This is a genomic window from Chryseobacterium formosense (assembly GCF_900116415.1).
GTDB lineage: Bacteria > Bacteroidota > Bacteroidia > Flavobacteriales > Weeksellaceae > Chryseobacterium > Chryseobacterium formosense.
In genome coordinates, this window is sequence record NZ_FPAP01000004.1 from 152,922 (window position 1) to 171,041 (window position 18,120).

17 protein-coding genes are annotated in these 18,120 nt (G+C 35.0%); 15 read left to right on the forward strand and 2 right to left on the reverse strand.

The window, feature by feature from the left end:
* Positions 1-229: 229 nt before the first annotated feature.
* The 8 genes from BM371_RS16495 (at position 230) to proC (ending at position 11,424) form a co-directional block, all read left to right on the forward strand.
* Positions 230-1,435 carry a pyridoxal phosphate-dependent aminotransferase gene (locus tag BM371_RS16495; protein ID WP_034673130.1) on the forward strand — a complete coding sequence of 402 codons (1,206 nt, stop codon included), beginning with the start codon at positions 230-232 and terminating at the stop codon, positions 1,433-1,435.
* Positions 1,436-1,468: 33 nt separating this feature from the next.
* Positions 1,469-1,924 carry a hypothetical protein gene (locus tag BM371_RS16500; protein ID WP_228423589.1) on the forward strand — a complete coding sequence of 152 codons (456 nt, stop codon included), beginning with the start codon at positions 1,469-1,471 and terminating at the stop codon, positions 1,922-1,924.
* 41 nt (positions 1,925-1,965) lie between these two features.
* Positions 1,966-2,979, forward strand: coding sequence for a UDP-N-acetylmuramate dehydrogenase (gene murB / locus BM371_RS16505; protein ID WP_034673126.1), 1,014 nt, complete (start codon positions 1,966-1,968; stop codon positions 2,977-2,979).
* A 129-nt stretch (positions 2,980-3,108) separates the two neighbouring features.
* Positions 3,109-5,865, forward strand: coding sequence for a TonB-dependent receptor (locus BM371_RS16510; protein ID WP_081874556.1), 2,757 nt, complete (start codon positions 3,109-3,111; stop codon positions 5,863-5,865).
* Positions 5,866-5,893: 28 nt separating this feature from the next.
* Complete coding sequence (locus tag BM371_RS16515; protein ID WP_034673123.1) at positions 5,894-7,123, forward strand: DUF4876 domain-containing protein; 1,230 nt, start codon at positions 5,894-5,896, stop codon at positions 7,121-7,123.
* A gap of 30 nt (positions 7,124-7,153) precedes the next feature.
* Positions 7,154-8,671, forward strand: coding sequence for a DUF6850 family outer membrane beta-barrel protein (locus BM371_RS16520; protein ID WP_051882522.1), 1,518 nt, complete (start codon positions 7,154-7,156; stop codon positions 8,669-8,671).
* A gap of 141 nt (positions 8,672-8,812) precedes the next feature.
* Positions 8,813-9,961, forward strand: coding sequence for a cytochrome-c peroxidase (locus BM371_RS16525; RefSeq protein ID WP_034673122.1), 1,149 nt, complete (start codon positions 8,813-8,815; stop codon positions 9,959-9,961).
* Positions 9,962-10,038: 77 nt separating this feature from the next.
* Positions 10,039-11,424, forward strand: a complete 1,386-nt coding sequence (gene proC, locus BM371_RS20835; protein WP_228376696.1) for a pyrroline-5-carboxylate reductase — start codon at positions 10,039-10,041, stop codon at positions 11,422-11,424.
* A 151-nt stretch (positions 11,425-11,575) separates the two neighbouring features.
* On the opposite strand, the gene BM371_RS16535 is transcribed toward proC, so the two are convergent.
* Positions 11,576-12,001 carry a VanZ family protein gene (locus BM371_RS16535; RefSeq protein WP_034673120.1) on the reverse strand — a complete coding sequence of 142 codons (426 nt, stop codon included), beginning with the start codon at positions 11,999-12,001 and terminating at the stop codon, positions 11,576-11,578.
* A 55-nt stretch (positions 12,002-12,056) separates the two neighbouring features.
* Here BM371_RS16535 and lnt point away from each other — a divergent pair, with 55 nt between their 5' ends.
* The 6 genes from lnt to BM371_RS16565 all read left to right on the forward strand — a co-directional run bounded on the left by lnt (position 12,057) and on the right by BM371_RS16565 (position 15,860).
* Positions 12,057-13,697 carry an apolipoprotein N-acyltransferase gene (lnt, locus tag BM371_RS16540; protein WP_034673118.1) on the forward strand — a complete coding sequence of 547 codons (1,641 nt, stop codon included), beginning with the start codon at positions 12,057-12,059 and terminating at the stop codon, positions 13,695-13,697.
* A 121-nt stretch (positions 13,698-13,818) separates the two neighbouring features.
* Complete coding sequence (gene rpmB / locus BM371_RS16545; protein WP_002976757.1) at positions 13,819-14,061, forward strand: 50S ribosomal protein L28; 243 nt, start codon at positions 13,819-13,821, stop codon at positions 14,059-14,061.
* A 3-nt stretch (positions 14,062-14,064) separates the two neighbouring features.
* Positions 14,065-14,247: a 50S ribosomal protein L33 gene (rpmG, locus tag BM371_RS16550; protein ID WP_027373683.1), complete on the forward strand. Its 183-nt coding sequence runs from the start codon at positions 14,065-14,067 to the stop codon at positions 14,245-14,247.
* Between the two features lie 19 nt (positions 14,248-14,266).
* Complete coding sequence (locus BM371_RS16555) at positions 14,267-14,416, forward strand: DUF4295 family protein (protein ID WP_065722020.1); 150 nt, start codon at positions 14,267-14,269, stop codon at positions 14,414-14,416.
* A gap of 180 nt (positions 14,417-14,596) precedes the next feature.
* The gene (ftsY, locus tag BM371_RS16560) at positions 14,597-15,550 is read left to right on the forward strand and encodes a signal recognition particle-docking protein FtsY (protein ID WP_034673112.1); all 954 of its coding nucleotides are present in this window, start codon (positions 14,597-14,599) and stop codon (positions 15,548-15,550) included.
* A gap of 52 nt (positions 15,551-15,602) precedes the next feature.
* Positions 15,603-15,860, forward strand: coding sequence for a GlsB/YeaQ/YmgE family stress response membrane protein (locus BM371_RS16565; protein ID WP_034673110.1), 258 nt, complete (start codon positions 15,603-15,605; stop codon positions 15,858-15,860).
* Positions 15,861-15,929: 69 nt separating this feature from the next.
* Here the strand turns inward: BM371_RS16565 and sppA are convergent, their stop codons facing one another.
* On the reverse strand, positions 15,930-17,684 hold the full coding sequence (sppA, locus tag BM371_RS16570; RefSeq protein ID WP_034673108.1) for a signal peptide peptidase SppA: 1,755 nt from the start codon (positions 17,682-17,684) through the stop codon (positions 15,930-15,932).
* Positions 17,685-17,702: 18 nt separating this feature from the next.
* Here sppA and folK point away from each other — a divergent pair, with 18 nt between their 5' ends.
* Positions 17,703-18,116, forward strand: coding sequence for a 2-amino-4-hydroxy-6-hydroxymethyldihydropteridine diphosphokinase (folK, locus tag BM371_RS16575; RefSeq protein ID WP_034673105.1), 414 nt, complete (start codon positions 17,703-17,705; stop codon positions 18,114-18,116).
* The last annotated feature ends 4 nt before the right edge of the window (positions 18,117-18,120 follow it).

Below are 18,120 nucleotides of genomic sequence, written 5' to 3' on the forward strand. Positions count from 1 at the left end.
TAATTCCAAATCAGCAATATTATTTTTTAATTATTTTTAATAATATTTAGATATTAACAAAATATACCCAAAGCAAAAACGATTACACAAATAAAAATAAACATATTTCACAAATATTAACACGAATATAACAATTAAAATGCTTTACATAATAAGTTAACATCTTATGCCGTGTTTATATTCAGAGCCGAAATATTTTGTTATTTTTGTGCATACAAATTTTTAGACAATGCCAAACATTTCAAACAGAGCGCAGCAGATGCCGCCTTCACCGGTAAGAAAACTGGTTCCTTTTGCCCTTCAGGCTAAACAAAGAGGTACAAAAGTGTATCACTTAAATATCGGCCAGCCGGACATAGAAACTCCTGAAACAGCTCTTAATGCTTTAAAAAACATTGATTTAAAAGTTTTGGAATATGCTCTTTCTGAAGGTAACATCGAATACAGAAAAGCATTAACAGAATATTATCACTCATTAGATTTTACAGATCTTACTCCGGATCATTTCATTGTAACAAATGGTGGATCAGAAGCATTAAATTTTGCGATTTCGACACTTTGTGATGACGAAGATGAGGTCATTATTCCTGAACCGTATTATGCCAATTATAACGGATTCACAAGTACGTTTAATGTAAAAGTAGTTGCCATTCCGTCATCAATCGACACTGGTTTTGCACTTCCTCCGATTGAAGAATTTGAGAAAAAAATCACTGCAAAAACAAGAGCAATCGTTATCTGTAATCCTGGAAATCCTACAGGGTATCTTTACACCCGTGAAGAACTTCAGAAATTAGCAGAAATTGCTTTAAAATATGACATTGTTGTCATTTCGGACGAAGTTTACAGAGAATATGTATACGATGGAAAACAACAGGTTTCTATGCTTGCTTTCCCTGAATTGGCTGAAAACTGCATCATCATCGATTCTGAATCTAAACGCTACTCGATGTGTGGGGTAAGAATCGGATGCTTGATTACCAGATCTAAAAAAATTCGTGACGCAGCCATGCTGTTCGCTCAGGCTAGATTAAGCCCTGTTTTGTTGGGACAAATCGCTGCAACTGCTGCTCATCAGAATGACGGAGCGTACATCAGAGCCGTAAGAGAAGAATATACGCACCGAAGAAATGTTTTGGTTGACTTACTGAATTCTATTCCGGGAGTAATTTGCCCTAAACCAAAAGGTGCTTTTTATTGTGTTGCTGAACTTCCGGTAGACGACACCGAAAAATTTGCTCAATGGCTTCTTGAAAAATATACTTTAAACAACGAAACCATTATGGTTGCACCTGCAGGAGGATTTTACAGCGATCCTGAATTAGGAAAGAAGCAGGTAAGAATTGCTTATGTTTTGAAAGAAGAAGATTTGAGAAAAAGTGCAGAAATCTTAAGGAATGCACTTGAAAAATACAGATTAGAGTTTAATCTTTAATAGAGAATAATGTCAGCAGTAAAAATAAATTATTTGAAAATATTGTTTTCAACATTTTTACTGCTGATCTTTTTTTCGTGCAGTAAAGAATCCACAGATAAAACCTCGGATTCTAAAAAAGAAGAAATCACTTTTATAGGATCATCTAATGTAGGTGGACAACTCGGATACTACAGGATCATTAAAGTCACTAAAGATTCCATTCATTTCGAAAGCGGACAAACCGTTAATAATAAGCACAAGGAATGGCATTCAGCCATAAAACCCGAAACGTGGAAAAAACTGGTTTCTTCTTTTAAAATTAAAAACTTAGACCATATCGAAAGTTCGCCAAGCATTCAGGCGATTGACGGAATTGATGAGAGTTTTCAGATCAAAACAACCAAAAAATCTCATGTTTATGTCAATTCTCATAACGATATTCACTACAATCAGTTCAGCCGTTTCAAACAGGAACTTTTAAAAATCATTCCTCAGGAATATCAATAGAAAGTTCATTTTCAATTAATTCTAAAACATTACAAGATCAAATGCAGGAAAATTTCTCCTTAAAACCTTTTAATACTTTTGGTGTAGAAGCCAAAGCAAAATATTTCATTGAGGTAAATTCTGTTGACGAATTAATTGAAACACTCAAACACGCCCACTCTCAAACTCTCCCACTTCTATTCTTAGGAGGCGGAAGCAATATTTTACTGACCAAAGATTTTGACGGTTTAGCAATTAAACTGAATTTAAAAGGAATTTCTGAAAAAGCCCTCAATGAAAATGAAGTTTTAGTTACTGCAAAAGCGGGCGAAAACTGGCACGAATTCGTCATGTCCTGCTTAAACAAAAACTACGGCGGATTAGAAAATCTTTCCCTGATTCCGGGAAATGTGGGGACTTCACCGATGCAGAATGTCGGAGCATACGGAACAGAAATCAAAGATATTTTTGTGGATTGTAAAGTTTTGAATCTTGAAACGCTTGAAATTGAAACTTTTAATCTTGAAAAATGCAGATTTGGGTACAGAGATTCTATTTTTAAGCAGAAAGGAAAAGGAAAATATGTGATTCTGGAAGTTAGTTTTAAATTAACATCTAAAATTCATTCCATTAAAACGGAATATGGCGCTATAAAATCCGAGCTAGAAAATTTAGGAATTACCAATCCTACCATTCAGGACATTTCGAAAGCGGTTATTAACATCAGACAAAGCAAACTTCCTGATCCTAAAGAAATCGGCAATGCAGGAAGCTTTTTTAAAAATCCTACAATTCCTTTAGCTCATTTTGAAAATCTAAAAGAACAGTTTCCCAATATACAAGGATATCCGAATGAAAATTTTGTAAAAGTTCCTGCAGGATGGCTGATCGAACAGTGCGGCTGGAAAGGCAAACAGATCGGAAATGTTGCCTCTCACAAACTTCAGTCTTTAGTGATCATCAACGCTACAGGAAATGCAACCGGTAAAGAAATTTTTGATTTCTCAACTTTAATTATTGATTCTGTAAAAGAAAAATTCGGGATTGAACTGGACAGAGAAGTGAATATTCTTTAACAAAAAAAACTTCAATACCCATCTTCTGACATTTGTCATTTATTTTAATTCATTCTAAATAAACTTTGTTTCTGTAAATATAATTGTTATTTTTGCGGTCGCTTTGCTTTTAGAACAACTAAAATAATGATGATCAGGCTATTAACTTTCGTAATACTATTTTTCTTCGGCTCCCAACTCTTATTTGCTCAAAATGAGAGATTACAATTAAGCTTAACTATTTCCGGAGACAATCAGCAAAAATTAAAAAATGTATCCGTAAAAAGTTCTGAAAAAACTACAGTTACAGACGAAAACGGAAATGCTACCCTTTTATTAAACAAAGGAAAACATCATCTTAAAATATATCATTCTAATTATCAGGAAAAAGAAGTTGATATTACACTCAGCAGTTCCACAAGCTTAAATTTTCAGCTACAACCCATTAATCAGCTTGAAGAATTGGTCATGTTTTCGAAAGAAGACAAAGGTTTAACGACAAAATCGGTTATCGACAGAAAAGCAATGGAGCATTTGCAGCCATCCAGCTTAACCGATCTGATGGAACTTTTACCCGGTGGATTGGCAAAAACTCCCGATCTAACCGTCAACAACAGACCAATGCTTCGTGAAAACAGAGGAGGACTTTCTTACAAAACCGATGATTATAATACTTCTGCTTTAGGAACTCAGTTTATGATTGACGGAAATGTGATCAACTCTAATGCAGATATGCAGGTTTCATTGGACAACAGACAGTTTGGTGAAGGACCAATGGCTAGAGAAACTGCAACCACGGGTGTTGATATGAGAACAATTTCTACAAACGACATCGAAAAAGTAGAAATTATCCGAGGTATCCCGTCTGCATCTTACGGTGATCTTACCTCCGGAGTGATAAAAATCGAAAGAAAAATTGGCGAATCTCCTTTACAGGCGAGATTTAAAGCAGATGGCTTCAGCAAGCAATATTATGTTGGAAAAGGTTTTAAAATTAATGATAACTGGCAAATCAGTGCAGGTGCAGATTTTTTAGATTCAAAAGCAGATCCGACTGACGATTTTGAGAACTATCAGAGAATGACCGCATCCATCCGTTCAAAAAAGGAAGGAAATCTGTGGTCTAATCCTTTGGAATGGCGCTCCAATATTGATTTTTCGAGCAATATAGATTCACAGAAAAACGATCCAGATAACGGAGCTCCCGAAATCGACAAATACAAGCAGACGAGAAACAGAATCAGTTTTACAAATAACTTCTTATACAGCTTAAACGAATCTTCGGTTTTCAACAAAATTATTTTAAACACAGCGATCAGACAGGGATTTGAAAAAATCGATCAGACCAAACTCGTACAGTTATCCGGACCAAGATCTTTTTCATTGGCTACTGAACAGGGCGAAAATGTTGGTGTTTTTCCGGTTCTTCGTTACATCAGTGATTATTCAACGGAAGGAAAACCTTTAGATATTACAGCAATGCTTCAGGCGACGGGTACAAGAAATACTTTCGGAGTTTCGCATCAATATGAAGCAGGTTTAGACTGGAGATATTCTAAAAACAACGGCAGAGGTTTAATTTACGATATGAATTCGCCTTACACAGCAGATTTAAGCAATTCAAGACCAAGACCTTTCAACGACATTCCGGCTTCCAATTTACTGGCTGCGTTTTTGGGAGACCAGATGAGCTACGAGATTAATCAGCATAAATTTACATTATACACTGGTTTGAGATTTTCAAAGCAATTGGGAATTGATAATTCTTATGCCATCAGCAAAAAAGTTTTTGTGGAACCAAGATTAAATTTGCAATATAATCTTCCCCACCTGATCATCAACAATTCTCCTTTAAAAACTGATATTACTTTAGGATACGGACAGTTTTATAAACAACCAACACTTTTAATGCTTTATCCGAACAGAGAATATTGGGATTACACACAGCTGAATTATTATCATAATGATGCACAATATCGTTATGTAAATTTCATGACGTATGTACAGAATGTTGAAAATAAAAACCTTGAAGCGGCTAAAAGCATCAAAAAGGAATTAAGACTAGATCTGTCATATAAGAATCATAACCTTTTCATTACTGTTTTCCAGGAAGATATGACAAATGGTTTCCGTCCTATGAAACACACTGTTCTTCATACTTTCAAACAATACGATGCTTCTCAGGTAGACCTTTCACAATGGAATAACGGACCAAATCTGGCGAATACTCCCTACATCGACAGAAAAACAAATGCTGAATATCTAATGACCGAAAACGGAAGTAGCACCATTAAAAACGGTATCGAATTCGGGTATACTTCCCCACGTTTTAAGGCAATCAATACAAGATTTACTTTGAGTGGAGCTTATTTTAAAACACAACTGAGAAATTCAGTTCCTGTGGTAGAAAAACCGAATGCATCAATCGGTCCCGATGGATTTCCTTATTATGGAATTTATCAAAATGATTTAGGCTATGTAAATTCTAATATGAATTACAACCTTTTCATCGATACTTATATTCCTAAAATGGATCTGACGATTTCTGCATCATTCCAGGGCAGCTTTTTCGACTATAACAGAAATGACAAAAGAATTGCAGAACCTATCTCTTATTACGGAATCGACGGAATTGTACATCCTTTTACCGAAGCAGATAAAACAGATACATACAAACAGTGGCTCGTAAGAAACGTTTCAGTAACAGATAACCTACCTACAGAATATACTTTCACTTTTGCAGCCAACCTGAAAGTTACAAAGAGTATCTACAAAGACATCAAAACATCCATGTTTGTGACAAGGATCTTTAATTATAGTGCGCCTTACTATTTCAACAATTTACTGATTGAAAGAAAAGCAGCCAACAGACCTTATTTCGGGATGGAATTAACCTACAATTTTTAATAAAAAAAAATAATTAAATAAAATCAACATGAAGAAAAGTGTATTATTATTAGGCTTAGTAGCGGCAATGGCAACCGGATTTACGGTAACCTCATGCTCGAGTGATGATGATTTCGGAAACTCGGTTTCGCAAACAGGCGTTTTAACAATGAATTTTACCGGGGAAGGAATCGCTACGTACAAAACTTTAGACATTTCAATCAAAGAAATCAATACGGGAGCAATCACAGAATTTACCATTCAGAATACCAATGCACATTCTATTGAATTACCATTCGGATCTTACAATATTACCGTAAACGGAATCGTTGTGAGTACCGATTCAGAACAAATCAATGTAGGAGCAACAGCCGTTACAGATATTAAAGTAAATGCAACGAACACAACAATTCCACTTTTGGCAAAAAGATTTGGCAATGATTTCATCATTGAAGAAGTATTTTTTACGGGAGTAAGAACCCCGGACAATAAAAACTATAATTCGAGCAGATATTTTAAAATCACCAATAATACAGATAAGGTTTTAGACGCAGCAAACCTGATCATTGGGCAGTCTAATTTCCTTACAACTTCCAATGACAACCCTACTCCTTACAATGTAAATGATTATTTCCCTGTAAAAGGGGTGATGGTTTTGGAAAGCAGTTCTCCAAAACTTGTTCAGCCCGGAGATTTCATCGTAGTTGCAGATAATGCGATAAACCATTCTCAAAACACTTCAACAGCTTATAATCTACAGAATGCAGATTGGGAATTCCCTTCTACAAATCCTGCTTTAGGTCAGGTTGACAATCCAAGTGTACCGAATGTAGATGTTATTTTTACAACAATGGGTTTTCCAGATATGTTTTTCCTTCACAACAGAGGTTTTGAAAGCTATGTAATTGCACGTTTTCCGGCAGGAGAAAATACAGGTACTTTTCTTCAGAACCAAAAATACGATTACACTTATGTAAACAGTGCAGGAAATGTTACCGCAAGAAGTGCTTATAAAATTCCGAATTCTTGGATCGTGGACGGCGTGAACAACAGTATCCCGACAGATTTTGTTCAAACCCTTACTTCGGCAAGTATCGATGCAGGCTGGACCTCAGTAGGTTCTATGAACAACGATGCAACACGTTACGGAAAATCGGTAAGACGTAAAGTGATCGGAAAAACTTCTGAAGGCAGAAACGTTTATAAAGACACCAACAATTCTACATTGGATTTTGTAAAAGATTCTCAGCCAAGCTTAAAAAACGGGATTTCTCACTAATCCCGGTTTACAATTTATTAAAACATAGGTATGTTCAATATTAAAACTTCTTTCGCCGCACTTTTTGTCGTTTGCTTTTCTTTAGTAAAAGCTCAGGACAGTCTTGATTTTTTTAATAACTACCGCAATCAGTACAGTGCAGAAAGAAATTTAAAATCACAGTTTTACTATAATCCGGCTTCAATGTCGGGTTATAGTTCTACTTCATTCTCAGAATTCGGAATAGGTTATCATTCAGAAAAAAAAGACATTTACAGAGAACAGCTTGGTGCAGGAGATCAAGGATTGAAAATCTATGTAAATTCTTTTCAAAAGCTCAACGAAAAAAGATCAGTCTGGGGAAAAGCCAGCTATGAAAGTCTGAAGCAATTAAAGCTAAAATGGAACGAAAATCTTGATTTTGACCGTGTTGCACCTTATCTTTTGGCAGATTCTGTAGGCGGAGACATGAAACTGGAAAGATATTCTTTTGCAGGAGGTTATTCTGAAAAGTTCAACCGTTTTACATTAGGAATTGAAGCCAACTACACCGCACAATTGGGCTATCGTTCAAGAGATCCGAGAATCAACAATACAACTTCCGATCTTTGGGTAAATGCAGGCTTGAATTACAAAGCATTCAGAGAGTACGAAATTGGAGTTTTCACAAGATTAAATAAGTACACCCAAAACAGCAGCATCTCATTTGTAAGTCTTTTAGGAAATCCATACGTTTATCAGATGGTTGGTTTAGGCTACTCCAACAACTTTTTCAATGGCGGAAAATATGGGATTGCATTCGAAGAACTGGGTTATCAGGTCGGTGCACAGATCAACAATAAAGCAGGAAAAGATTTCTATATTCAGGCAATCGTAGGAAATTCTAAAAACACAAAAAACATCCAGATCAACAATCCGTATTTTGAAGCATCAGATTTACAGAACGAACAGTTTGTTTTCGAAGGCGCCAAATTTTTCAATCTGAATGACCATCACAGATTCGGCGTCTTTGCCAACTATTCTGCTTCTGTAAAAACAGGAACCGAATATGGTTACTCTATCAATACACAACGTACAGAACAGATTTTTGAAAGAAAAGCTTACCGTAAAGAAGATTATGCATCGATGTTTAAGTTGATGTATCAATATTCAAAAAATAATTTTACATTGAATGCGACTCCGTTTTTCGGTCATCAGGAAATCAAAGAGAGAAGGTTATATCCGGGTTCCGGACAAAAATTTCTTTACAATTATTTTGGAATCAATGCAGATTTCCAACAAAAATTAAACGAAAAACAGGTCTTGACTTTTCAGCCTTATTTCACAAAACGAATCGTAAACAAATCGATCTGGGCGATTACATCAACTTCAAATGCAGCCATCAACGAATGGGTTCTTCAGGATTATCTTTTCCAGACAAGTGATATAAGCACTTTCGGAGCTTCATTAAGATATGATATTAAACTTGAAAAACTCCCTGCATTTTTCGTAAGCGCAGAATATCAGTCGCAGAAAATTCAGAAAAAAAACAATAATTTTGTCGGCGCAAGTTTAGGAATTACTTTTTAATACAATTCGCTTAAAAATCTTTAATTAAAATCAATGTATTGATTCTTAAAAAAATCAATGAGATATTTCTAAAATTCTTAATGGTTTAAAAATAATTTGCATAAAATTTATTCATCAAAAAAAAGGAATATTTAATTTAAAATGAAAAAAGGAATTTATTGGAGTTTAGGATTGATTTTATTTATTCTTTGGAGTTTTACCTCAAAAGTCGGAAACGAATTATCAAACATTCAGGATCCAACCATTGAAGACATAGTAAAAAGCTACAAAAAAGCCATCACAGAATGGCCAAAACCCAATATCGACAAAGGTGTAAAATGGCAGGAATTTGCTGCAATCAAAACCGATTCAGCTTATTTCACAGAACAGGACAAACCGAATGTTATTCTAGGAAAAATGCTTTTTTTTGATCCTAAATTATCTCAATCCAACCAGATTTCCTGCAGCTCTTGTCACGATCCTGAAATGGGATGGCAAGATAGAAGACGTGTCGCTTTAGGAAACAGCCATCTTCTAGGAAACAGAAACACCATGTCGCTTTACAATATTGCCGAAAGAACTTCTTTCTTTTGGGACGGAAGAGCGAAAACTTTGGAAGAACAGGCTTCGGGTCCGCTTGGAGCCCATCATGAAATGGCTATGGATGTAAAGACACTTCCCGCAAAAATTCATAACATCAAAGGTTATCAGGACCTTTTCAAAAATGCTTACGGAACAGAAAAAGTGACTTATGAAAAGATCGTAAAAGCAATCGCAGACTTTCAGAAAACCATTAAAAGCCAGCCAAGCCGTTTTGATAAATTTCTCGAAGGAAAATATAACTCGCTAACAGACGAAGAAATCTACGGAATGCATATTTTCCGTACCAAAGCACGTTGTATGAACTGCCACAACGGACAATATCTTACCGATGAATCTTTCCACAATATCGGTCTGACCTATTACAAAAGAAAATACGAAGATTTAGGTTTATACAATGTCACCAAAAAAGCTGAAGACGTGGGGAAATTCAAGACCCCTCAGTTACGAGATTTGACACTCACTCAGCCATGGATGCACAACGGGCTTTTTGATAATCTTGAAGGTGTTGTTAACATGTACAACAGCGGAATGCACCAAATCGACCCGACTCCCGAGAAAAAATCGGCAGACCCGCTCTATCCTTCCACAGATCCATTACTGCAGAAATTAAATTTAACAAAAGACGAAACAAAAGCTTTGGTTTCTTTCCTGGAAGCCCTTTCCGGGACAAAATATAAAATGAGAAGACCAGAATTTCCGGTGGAGTAAAATTTAATTTCTTTTTAAAATCCATTCTGCATTCATTTTGTCAGAATAGCTTATTTTAGTTTAATATTTCTAAAATAATGGCGGCTGATAAAACATATTCAGATAAAGAATTCAAAAAAATAATCCAAAAGCATATCGACAGAATTGATTTTGTAAAGGTTAATCTTGAAGACGATTCTTCAATTTTAGGCTTCATCGTAAAAGCATCTGATGATTTTCTAATGATAGAAGAAACCAATGATTTTTCTTTAGCTGGAACTAAAATTGTACCTTATGAAAGAGTTTCGGGGATTCGCCATGGCTTGTCAGACAAAGTTTCAAAGATGATTTATTCTAAAGAAGGATTAATCAAATTGAATCAAAAAATCATCAAAAACACATCTCTAAAAGATTTTGAAGAACTTTTCAATTCGATCAGAAAACAAAATTTCCATTGCATTGTTGAAAGCAAAAAGAAAGAGGAGGAATTATTTTCAATCGGTGAAATTTTAGAGGTTAATGAAAAATCTGTTATCATCAAAAATTATAGTCCTGTCGGTAAAATTGATAAAAAACCGAGAAAAATTAATTTTAAGCATATAGAAATCATTAACTTTAATGATAATTATTTCTGTAGTTTTCAGAAAATACATATTCGAATAAAAATTAAAAACACAAATATGAAAATCGCCATCATCGGAGCCGGAAACATGGGTTTATCTTTTTCAAAATCATTTTTGAAATATGAACTGATAAAACCGGAAAACCTTCATCTCATTACAAGAAATCAAGCTAAAATTCAGAAAATTTCAGAAGAATTTCCAAAATCGAAAATTTCTTTATTTGAAAATCTGAATGCAATAGATGCAGATTTAATTATTATCGCTGTAAAACCACAGGATTTTCAGAAAACCGCCGAAAATATCAAATTTTCATTTAAAGAAAACCAGATGATTCTGTCGATTATGGCGGGAATTAAAATCGAAAAAATCCAACATTTATTAAATCATAAACTGGTTGTACGAGCAATGCCCAACTCACCTACTCTTTTGGGAATGGGAATTACAGGTTATACTTCTGCACAAGGAATTTCTTTTAATCAACTAATGAATATCGAAAGACTTCTGAACAGCACAGGAAGATCTGTTTATCTGGAAAACGAAGAACTTTTAGATGGTGTAACTGCTCTTTCAGGAAGCGGACCGGCTTATTTTTATTACATTGTCGATGCCATGATCAAAGCCGGAACAGAAATGGGAATTGATGAAAATCTCTCAAAACTTTTTGTGAAACAGACAATGTTGGGAGCGTATCATCTTATTAATAATTCGGATAAAAGCTTAGAAGACCTGATCAAAGACGTCGCCTCAAAAGGCGGAACTACCGAAGCTGCACTGAAAACTTTTGAAGAAAATAATTTTAAAGAAATTTTGCAGCAGGGAATTTTGAATGCAGAGAAAAGAGCGAAGGAATTAAACGGATAATTTGTTTTAATTTAAAAGTAAGTCTCTCGCTGATTAGACAGATTATGCAGATTCAATATTGAAAGAATCTGCGTAATCAGCAAAATCTGCGAGAAAATAAAAACGATCTTTAGATTCCTCCCGAATGACAAATTAGATCTTTACTTTTTGACTATTCACCTATAAATTTAGTGAAATTCATTTCAAGCATTCTCTTGATTTGCCATCCCAGAAAAACACCGAAAGTATTCAGAATAACATCGTCCACCTCAAAAATTCCCAATCGTGTAAAATACTGAAACGCCTCTACAATAACAATTGCAGAAATAAAAAACAGAATATTTTCTCTCAAATTTTCAAGACGCGGAAAAACCCACCCCAAGAAACCAAAAGGCATAAACATAACGACGTTTCCGACAACAATTCGGATAATATCCCACCACCGAATTGTGTTTTCAATAAAACCCAACGTTGCAAAAAGAGGTTCTACCCGGATGACATGGTCTTCATACTGCGTTCTTCCCATTCCGAAAAACATCAGATAGAGAAGAAAGACCGTGAAAGGGAGAATGGTAATTTTGTAAAATTTCTTTAACATCAATTGCAAATTTATTCATTTCAAAAACATTAAATTTGTATGTTAAACTAATTTAATGAAATACGTTTTACTTACGCTCATTTCAGCAATGCTGCTTTCGGTTTCCTGGCCGACTTACGGAGTTCCGTTTTTTATATTCTTTGCCCTCGTTCCGCTTTTAATGATGGAACATGATGTTTCTAAATTTTCAAAATACAACAGAAAAAGCTGGGTAGTTTTTGGACTTTCCTATTTATGCTTTGTGATTTGGAATATTGTTACCACAGGCTGGCTGTACGGATCAAAAAATCCGGACGGAAGCCACTCAATGATGGCAGTTTTATTTCCTGTTCTGGTAAATTCTTTTTTATATTCCTTGGTTTTCCAGTGTTATCACTGGTATAAAAATGCACAGGGAACGTATTGGGGAATGGTTTTTTTAGTAGCAATCTGGATGAGTTTTGAAAAGTTCCACCTAAATTGGGAACTGACCTGGCCTTGGCTGAATCTGGGAAATGCTTTTTCAGATTATCCTAAACTGATTCAATGGTACGATACTTTGGGCTCAACCGGCGGAAGTTTCTGGATCTTACTTATTAATTTACTGATATTCTATACCATAAGAATCTGGCAAGCCGGAAGAAAAAGAAAAGATTTAATCATCAATATTTCAGCAACGGTACTTTTAATCGGTGTTCCGATGATTATTTCCTTGGTGAAATTTAATAATTTTAATGAAAAACCGATTGGGGAAGTCAGTGTTTTAATGCTGCAGCCTGATCTTGATCCTTATAATGAAAAGTATCAAAAAGACAGTATTACGATTCAAAATGAGCTGTTAACATTAGCTGAAAACAATACCAAAGGAAAAATCGATTATTATATTGCTCCTGAAACAGCAATTCCTGGAAGAGGTTCTATTTCTGAAACCGCTTTCGAGAAAAGTTATTTATTAAATAATGTAAAAGGATTTCTTGCGAAACATCCGGGTTCTGTTTTTGCAACAGGAATTTCTTCGCACCGATATTTTTTCGATAAAAATAATTTACCAAGAGATGCTTATCAAATTAACGACAGAGCCTGGGTAGAAAGTTACAATTCGGCAGTTCAGATTATTCCTAATCAGAAGGTTGAGGTTTATCACAAAGGAAAGCTGGTTCCCGGCGTTGAAATTTTCCCTTACATGAACGTTTTGAAGCCACTTTTAGGCGATGCAATGATTAATTTGGGAGGAACAGTTGCTTCTTTGGGAACAGATAAAGAAAGAGTGGCATTTTCAAATCCTTTTAACAAGGGAAAAATTGCCCCGATTATCTGCTATGAAAGTATTTATGGTGAATTTGTAACCGATTATGTAAAAAAAGGAGCCAATTTCCTCGGAATTATGACCAACGATTCTTGGTGGGGCGTTACAGAAGGGCACAAACAGCTTTTGTCTTATGCAAAGATGAGAGCGATTGAAACCCGAAGAGAAATCGTACGTTCTGCAAACAGCGGAATTTCTGCTCACATCAACGCAAAAGGTGAAATTTTAGAGGATACTTTTTACGGTGACAAAACAACTTTATTTGCCAAGGTAAACCTATATGAAGGTGAAACATTTTATGTGAGAACCGGAGATTTTCTTTCAAGACTTTCTCTTTTTGCATTAGGATTTTTATTGTTTTATTTTTTGATTAAAAGATTTCAGAAAAAGCTGTCTGAGAAAAAGCCTTAGCTTTCATTTTCAAAATAATGCGAATAAAAATTTAATAATAATTTTGCAAAGCACTTGTCTATTAAAAAAATTATCCGTTATTTTGCAACCTCAAATATTATACAAATAAGAACATCGAGATATGTCAAGAATTTGCCAGATAACAGGAAAGCGTGCAATGGTTGGTAACAACGTTTCTCACGCTAATAACAAAACGAAGCGTCGTTTTGAAATTAACTTATTGGAGAAGAAATTTTACCTTCCAGAGCAAGATAAGCACGTTACTTTAAAAGTTTCAGCTCATGGATTGAGAGTAATTAACAAGATTGGAATCGAGGAAGCTATCGAAAGAGCTACTAGAAACGGATTGATTAAAAAGAACTAAATCATGGCAAAAAAAGGAAACAGAGTTCAAGTAATCCTTGAATGTACAGAGCATAAAGAAAGTGGTATGCCGGGAATGTCTAGATACATTTCTACTAAAAACAAAAAGAACACTACAGAAAGATTGGAATTGAAAAAATACAATCCTGTTCTTAAGAGATCTACCCTTCACAAAGAAATCAAGTAATTTATAAATATAATTTACCATGGCAAAGAAAGTAGTAGCAACCCTACAAACCGGGTCTAAAAAAATGACCAAAGTGGTGAAAATGGTGAAGTCATCTAAATCAGGTGCTTACGTTTTCGAAGAAAAAGTAATGAATGCAGACGAAGTTGACGGTTATTTGAAAAAATAATCAGTTACTTTATTTACAATATAAAAACTACTCATTTTTTGGGTAGTTTTTTTGTTATCTTTGCTTTTAATCTCGCTGGATGTCTGATGCCAGATGTTAATAAAACTATACATTATGATTGTTAACATCTAACTTCCAACATCCAGCATCCGACAATAACTAAATTCCGAAAATTCATACATGAGTTGGTTTAAAAATATTTTTAAAAAAGAAGAAAAAGAAACTTTAGATAAAGGATTGGAAAAATCGAATCAGGGTTTCTTTGAAAAAATGACAAAAGCCGTAGTTGGCAAAAGCAAAGTAGATGATGAAGTTCTGGATGATCTGGAAGAAATACTTATCGCTTCCGATGTAGGTGCTTCTACGACCATCAAAATCATTGAGAGAATTGAAGAACGTGTCGCAAGAGACAAATATGTCGGTGTAAACGAACTCGATAAAATTCTGCGTGAAGAAATTTCAGGACTTTTATTGGAAAATCCTCACCGAGGAACCGGGAACATCGATTCTTCGAAAAAACCATACGTCATTATGGTTGTCGGGGTAAATGGTGTAGGAAAAACCACTACTATCGGAAAACTTGCACATCAGTTTAAATCTGAAGGGAAGAATGTTGTTTTGGGAGCTGCAGATACTTTCAGAGCTGCTGCGGTAGACCAGCTGGTAATATGGAGCGAAAGAGTCGGTGTTCCGATTGTAAAACAGGAAATGGGTTCAGATCCTGCTTCTGTGGCATTCGACACTGTACAAAGTGCAGTTGCTCAAAATGCGGATGTTGTTATTATTGACACTGCGGGAAGACTTCACAATAAAATTAACCTGATGAATGAGCTTTCAAAAATCAAGAGAGTGATGCAAAAGGTGATTCCTGATGCTCCGCACGAAATTTTATTGGTTCTTGATGGTTCTACAGGACAAAATGCTTTTGAACAGGCAAAACAATTTACAGCAGCAACAGAAGTAAATGCTTTAGCGGTAACAAAACTTGACGGAACTGCGAAAGGCGGTGTCGTTATCGGAATTTCAGACCAGTTCCAGATTCCGGTGAAATATATTGGTGTGGGTGAAAAAATGCAGGACCTTCAGCTTTTTAATGGTACAGAGTTTGTAGATTCATTTTTCAAGAAGAGGTAAAAATTACCTTTCTAAAATATAAACACAATACTAACATTAAAAAAATTAAACTATGGGAATTTTAACATGGATTATTTTTGGTCTTTTAGCAGGAGCTATTGCTAAAATGATTATGCCCGGAAAACAAGGTGGCGGATGGCTGATTACGATTATTTTAGGTATCGTAGGAGCATTTATTGGCGGACTGGTCGGAGTTTATGTTCTTCACTGGGGCGACGTAGATTCTTTCTGGAATTTCAGAAGCTGGGCTCTCGCTATCGGAGGCGCACTAATTGTTCTTTGGCTGTACGGAATGGCAATAAGGAAATAAAATTTAAATAAAAAAATAAAATCCCGATTTGAATTTTTCAGATCGGGATTTTTTATGAAACAATATAATTTAGTTGATTTTGATTCTGTAAGGCATTTCCATTTTCACCTCAGATTTTAGTTTCTTATCGGTAAGTTGCTCAAGAATTTCATAGTTTGCTTTACCAATTTTGTTTTTAATAACTCTTGCAGAAATATCGTCTTCATTCATATCACTGAAGATTTGTTCAAAAGCTGTCATTTTCTTAGGATAAGAAGCAACATTATAAGATTTAAGATTCGCCTTCTGAGCTGCAAATTTCACAGCATCATTTAAAGTTCCCAGTTCGTCTACCAAACCTATTTCTTTTGCACGAACACCACTCCAAACTCTTCCGCCTCCTACACTATCGATCTGCTCAAAAGTTTTCTTTCTGTTTTGCGTTACAAAATGTACAAATCTTTTGTAAGTTCCTTCAACACTTCTGGTCATCAAATTCACTCCATACGGTGTAAGACCGTGCAATGAAGAATAATAAGCCGAATTCGCATTGGTAGCAACAATATCGGAACGAACTCCGTTTTTATTAGCTATTTCCTTGAAGTAAGGCAGAACTCCGAAAACACCGATTGATCCTGTCAAAGTATTCGGCTCCGAATAAATTTTATCTGCACCCATCGCAATATAATAACCACCTGAAGCAGCATAATCACCGAAAGACACAACAAGAGGTTTTGTTTTTTTCAACTGCTGAAGCTCAAACAAAATCTCATCCGATGCATTTGCGCTTCCACCAGGAGAATTAATTCTTAGAACCACAGCTTTCACCTTCTTATCTTCCTGAAGATCTCTGATATATTTAATGTATTTTTCAGAATAAATTTCGTTGTATTCATCACCGCTGTTGATAGAACCTGAAGCATATAAAACCGCTACTTTATCACCAGAACTGTCTTTATCAGTAAAAGAATCTATGTATTTCTGAAGCGAGATCTTATTAAGCTTATCCTTATCACCAAGCTTAAGTTTTGTCTTGATCATTTGATCATACTCGGTCTTCTGAATAAGTTTATCCGCAAGTTTATATTGTAAACTCAGATCAGGAATCATTCCGTATAAACTGTCGACAACCGTTTTAAAATCATCAGCGCTCATTTTTCTCGAGGCAGCCATTTTAGCTGAAGTGCTTCCCCAAATATCATTGAGTAAAGTACTAAGCTGCTCTTTATTTTCAGGAGAAATATCGTTTCTAAGGAAAGGCTCTACTGCCGACTTGAATTTGCCATGACGGATCACTTCAATTCCGATACCGTATTTTTCAGCAAAATCTTTAAAGAAAGTAACTTCAGTCGCCAAACCTTTCAATTCAATTCCACCTGATGGATTTAAATAATACTGATCCGCAACAGATCCTAAATAATAAGAAGCCTGAGAAACTGCATTACCATAAGCATAAACAAATTTTCCGCTCTTCTTGAAATCTTCAATGGCATTTCTCAGATCATCGATCTGTGTAGTTCCTGCATTAAGATTATCGGCTTCAATACTGATTCCTTTGATATTATCATCATCTTTTGCTTTATGAATAGCTTCCACAGCATCGTAGATCAGAATATCGGTATTTTTATCTTTAATATTAAAAATATTCTGCTGCTCTTCTGTAGGACTATCTATAATAGACGTTTTCAGATTAATCGTTAAAACAGAATTCTTTTTTACAGATACCGATTTCTCACCACCCATTGATCCCAAAGCAATCATTACAATAAAAAAGAAAAAAAACACGAAGCATAATATGACTATAGCCACTATATTTGCCAAAACATTTTTAAAGAAACTCTTCATAAACAATCATTTTCCGATATGTCGCAACATAAGGTGGTTTTGTTACTCGGAAGTAACATTGGTGACCAAAAAAAAAATATTGATACCGCTCTGGATAGAATAAGTAAGGACTGTTTAATATTAAAAAAAAGTAAATATTTAACTTCTGATCCTGTAGAGTTTGCCAGTTCTAATATTTTTTGTAATATTGCATCAATAATATCTACTCACCTATCACCTATTCAATTGCTTGATTATGTGAAAAAAATAGAGATCGATATGGGGCGTACAACAGACTCTACAATCTCGAAAGTTTATACAGACAGAATCATTGATATTGATATAGTGAAGTATGATGAGCTAGAATTCACATCAGAAAGGTTAAAAATCCCTCATAAGAAACATCTTTTTGAAAGGGAATTTTCGAGGATATTATTAAAAGATTTTAATTAAAAAC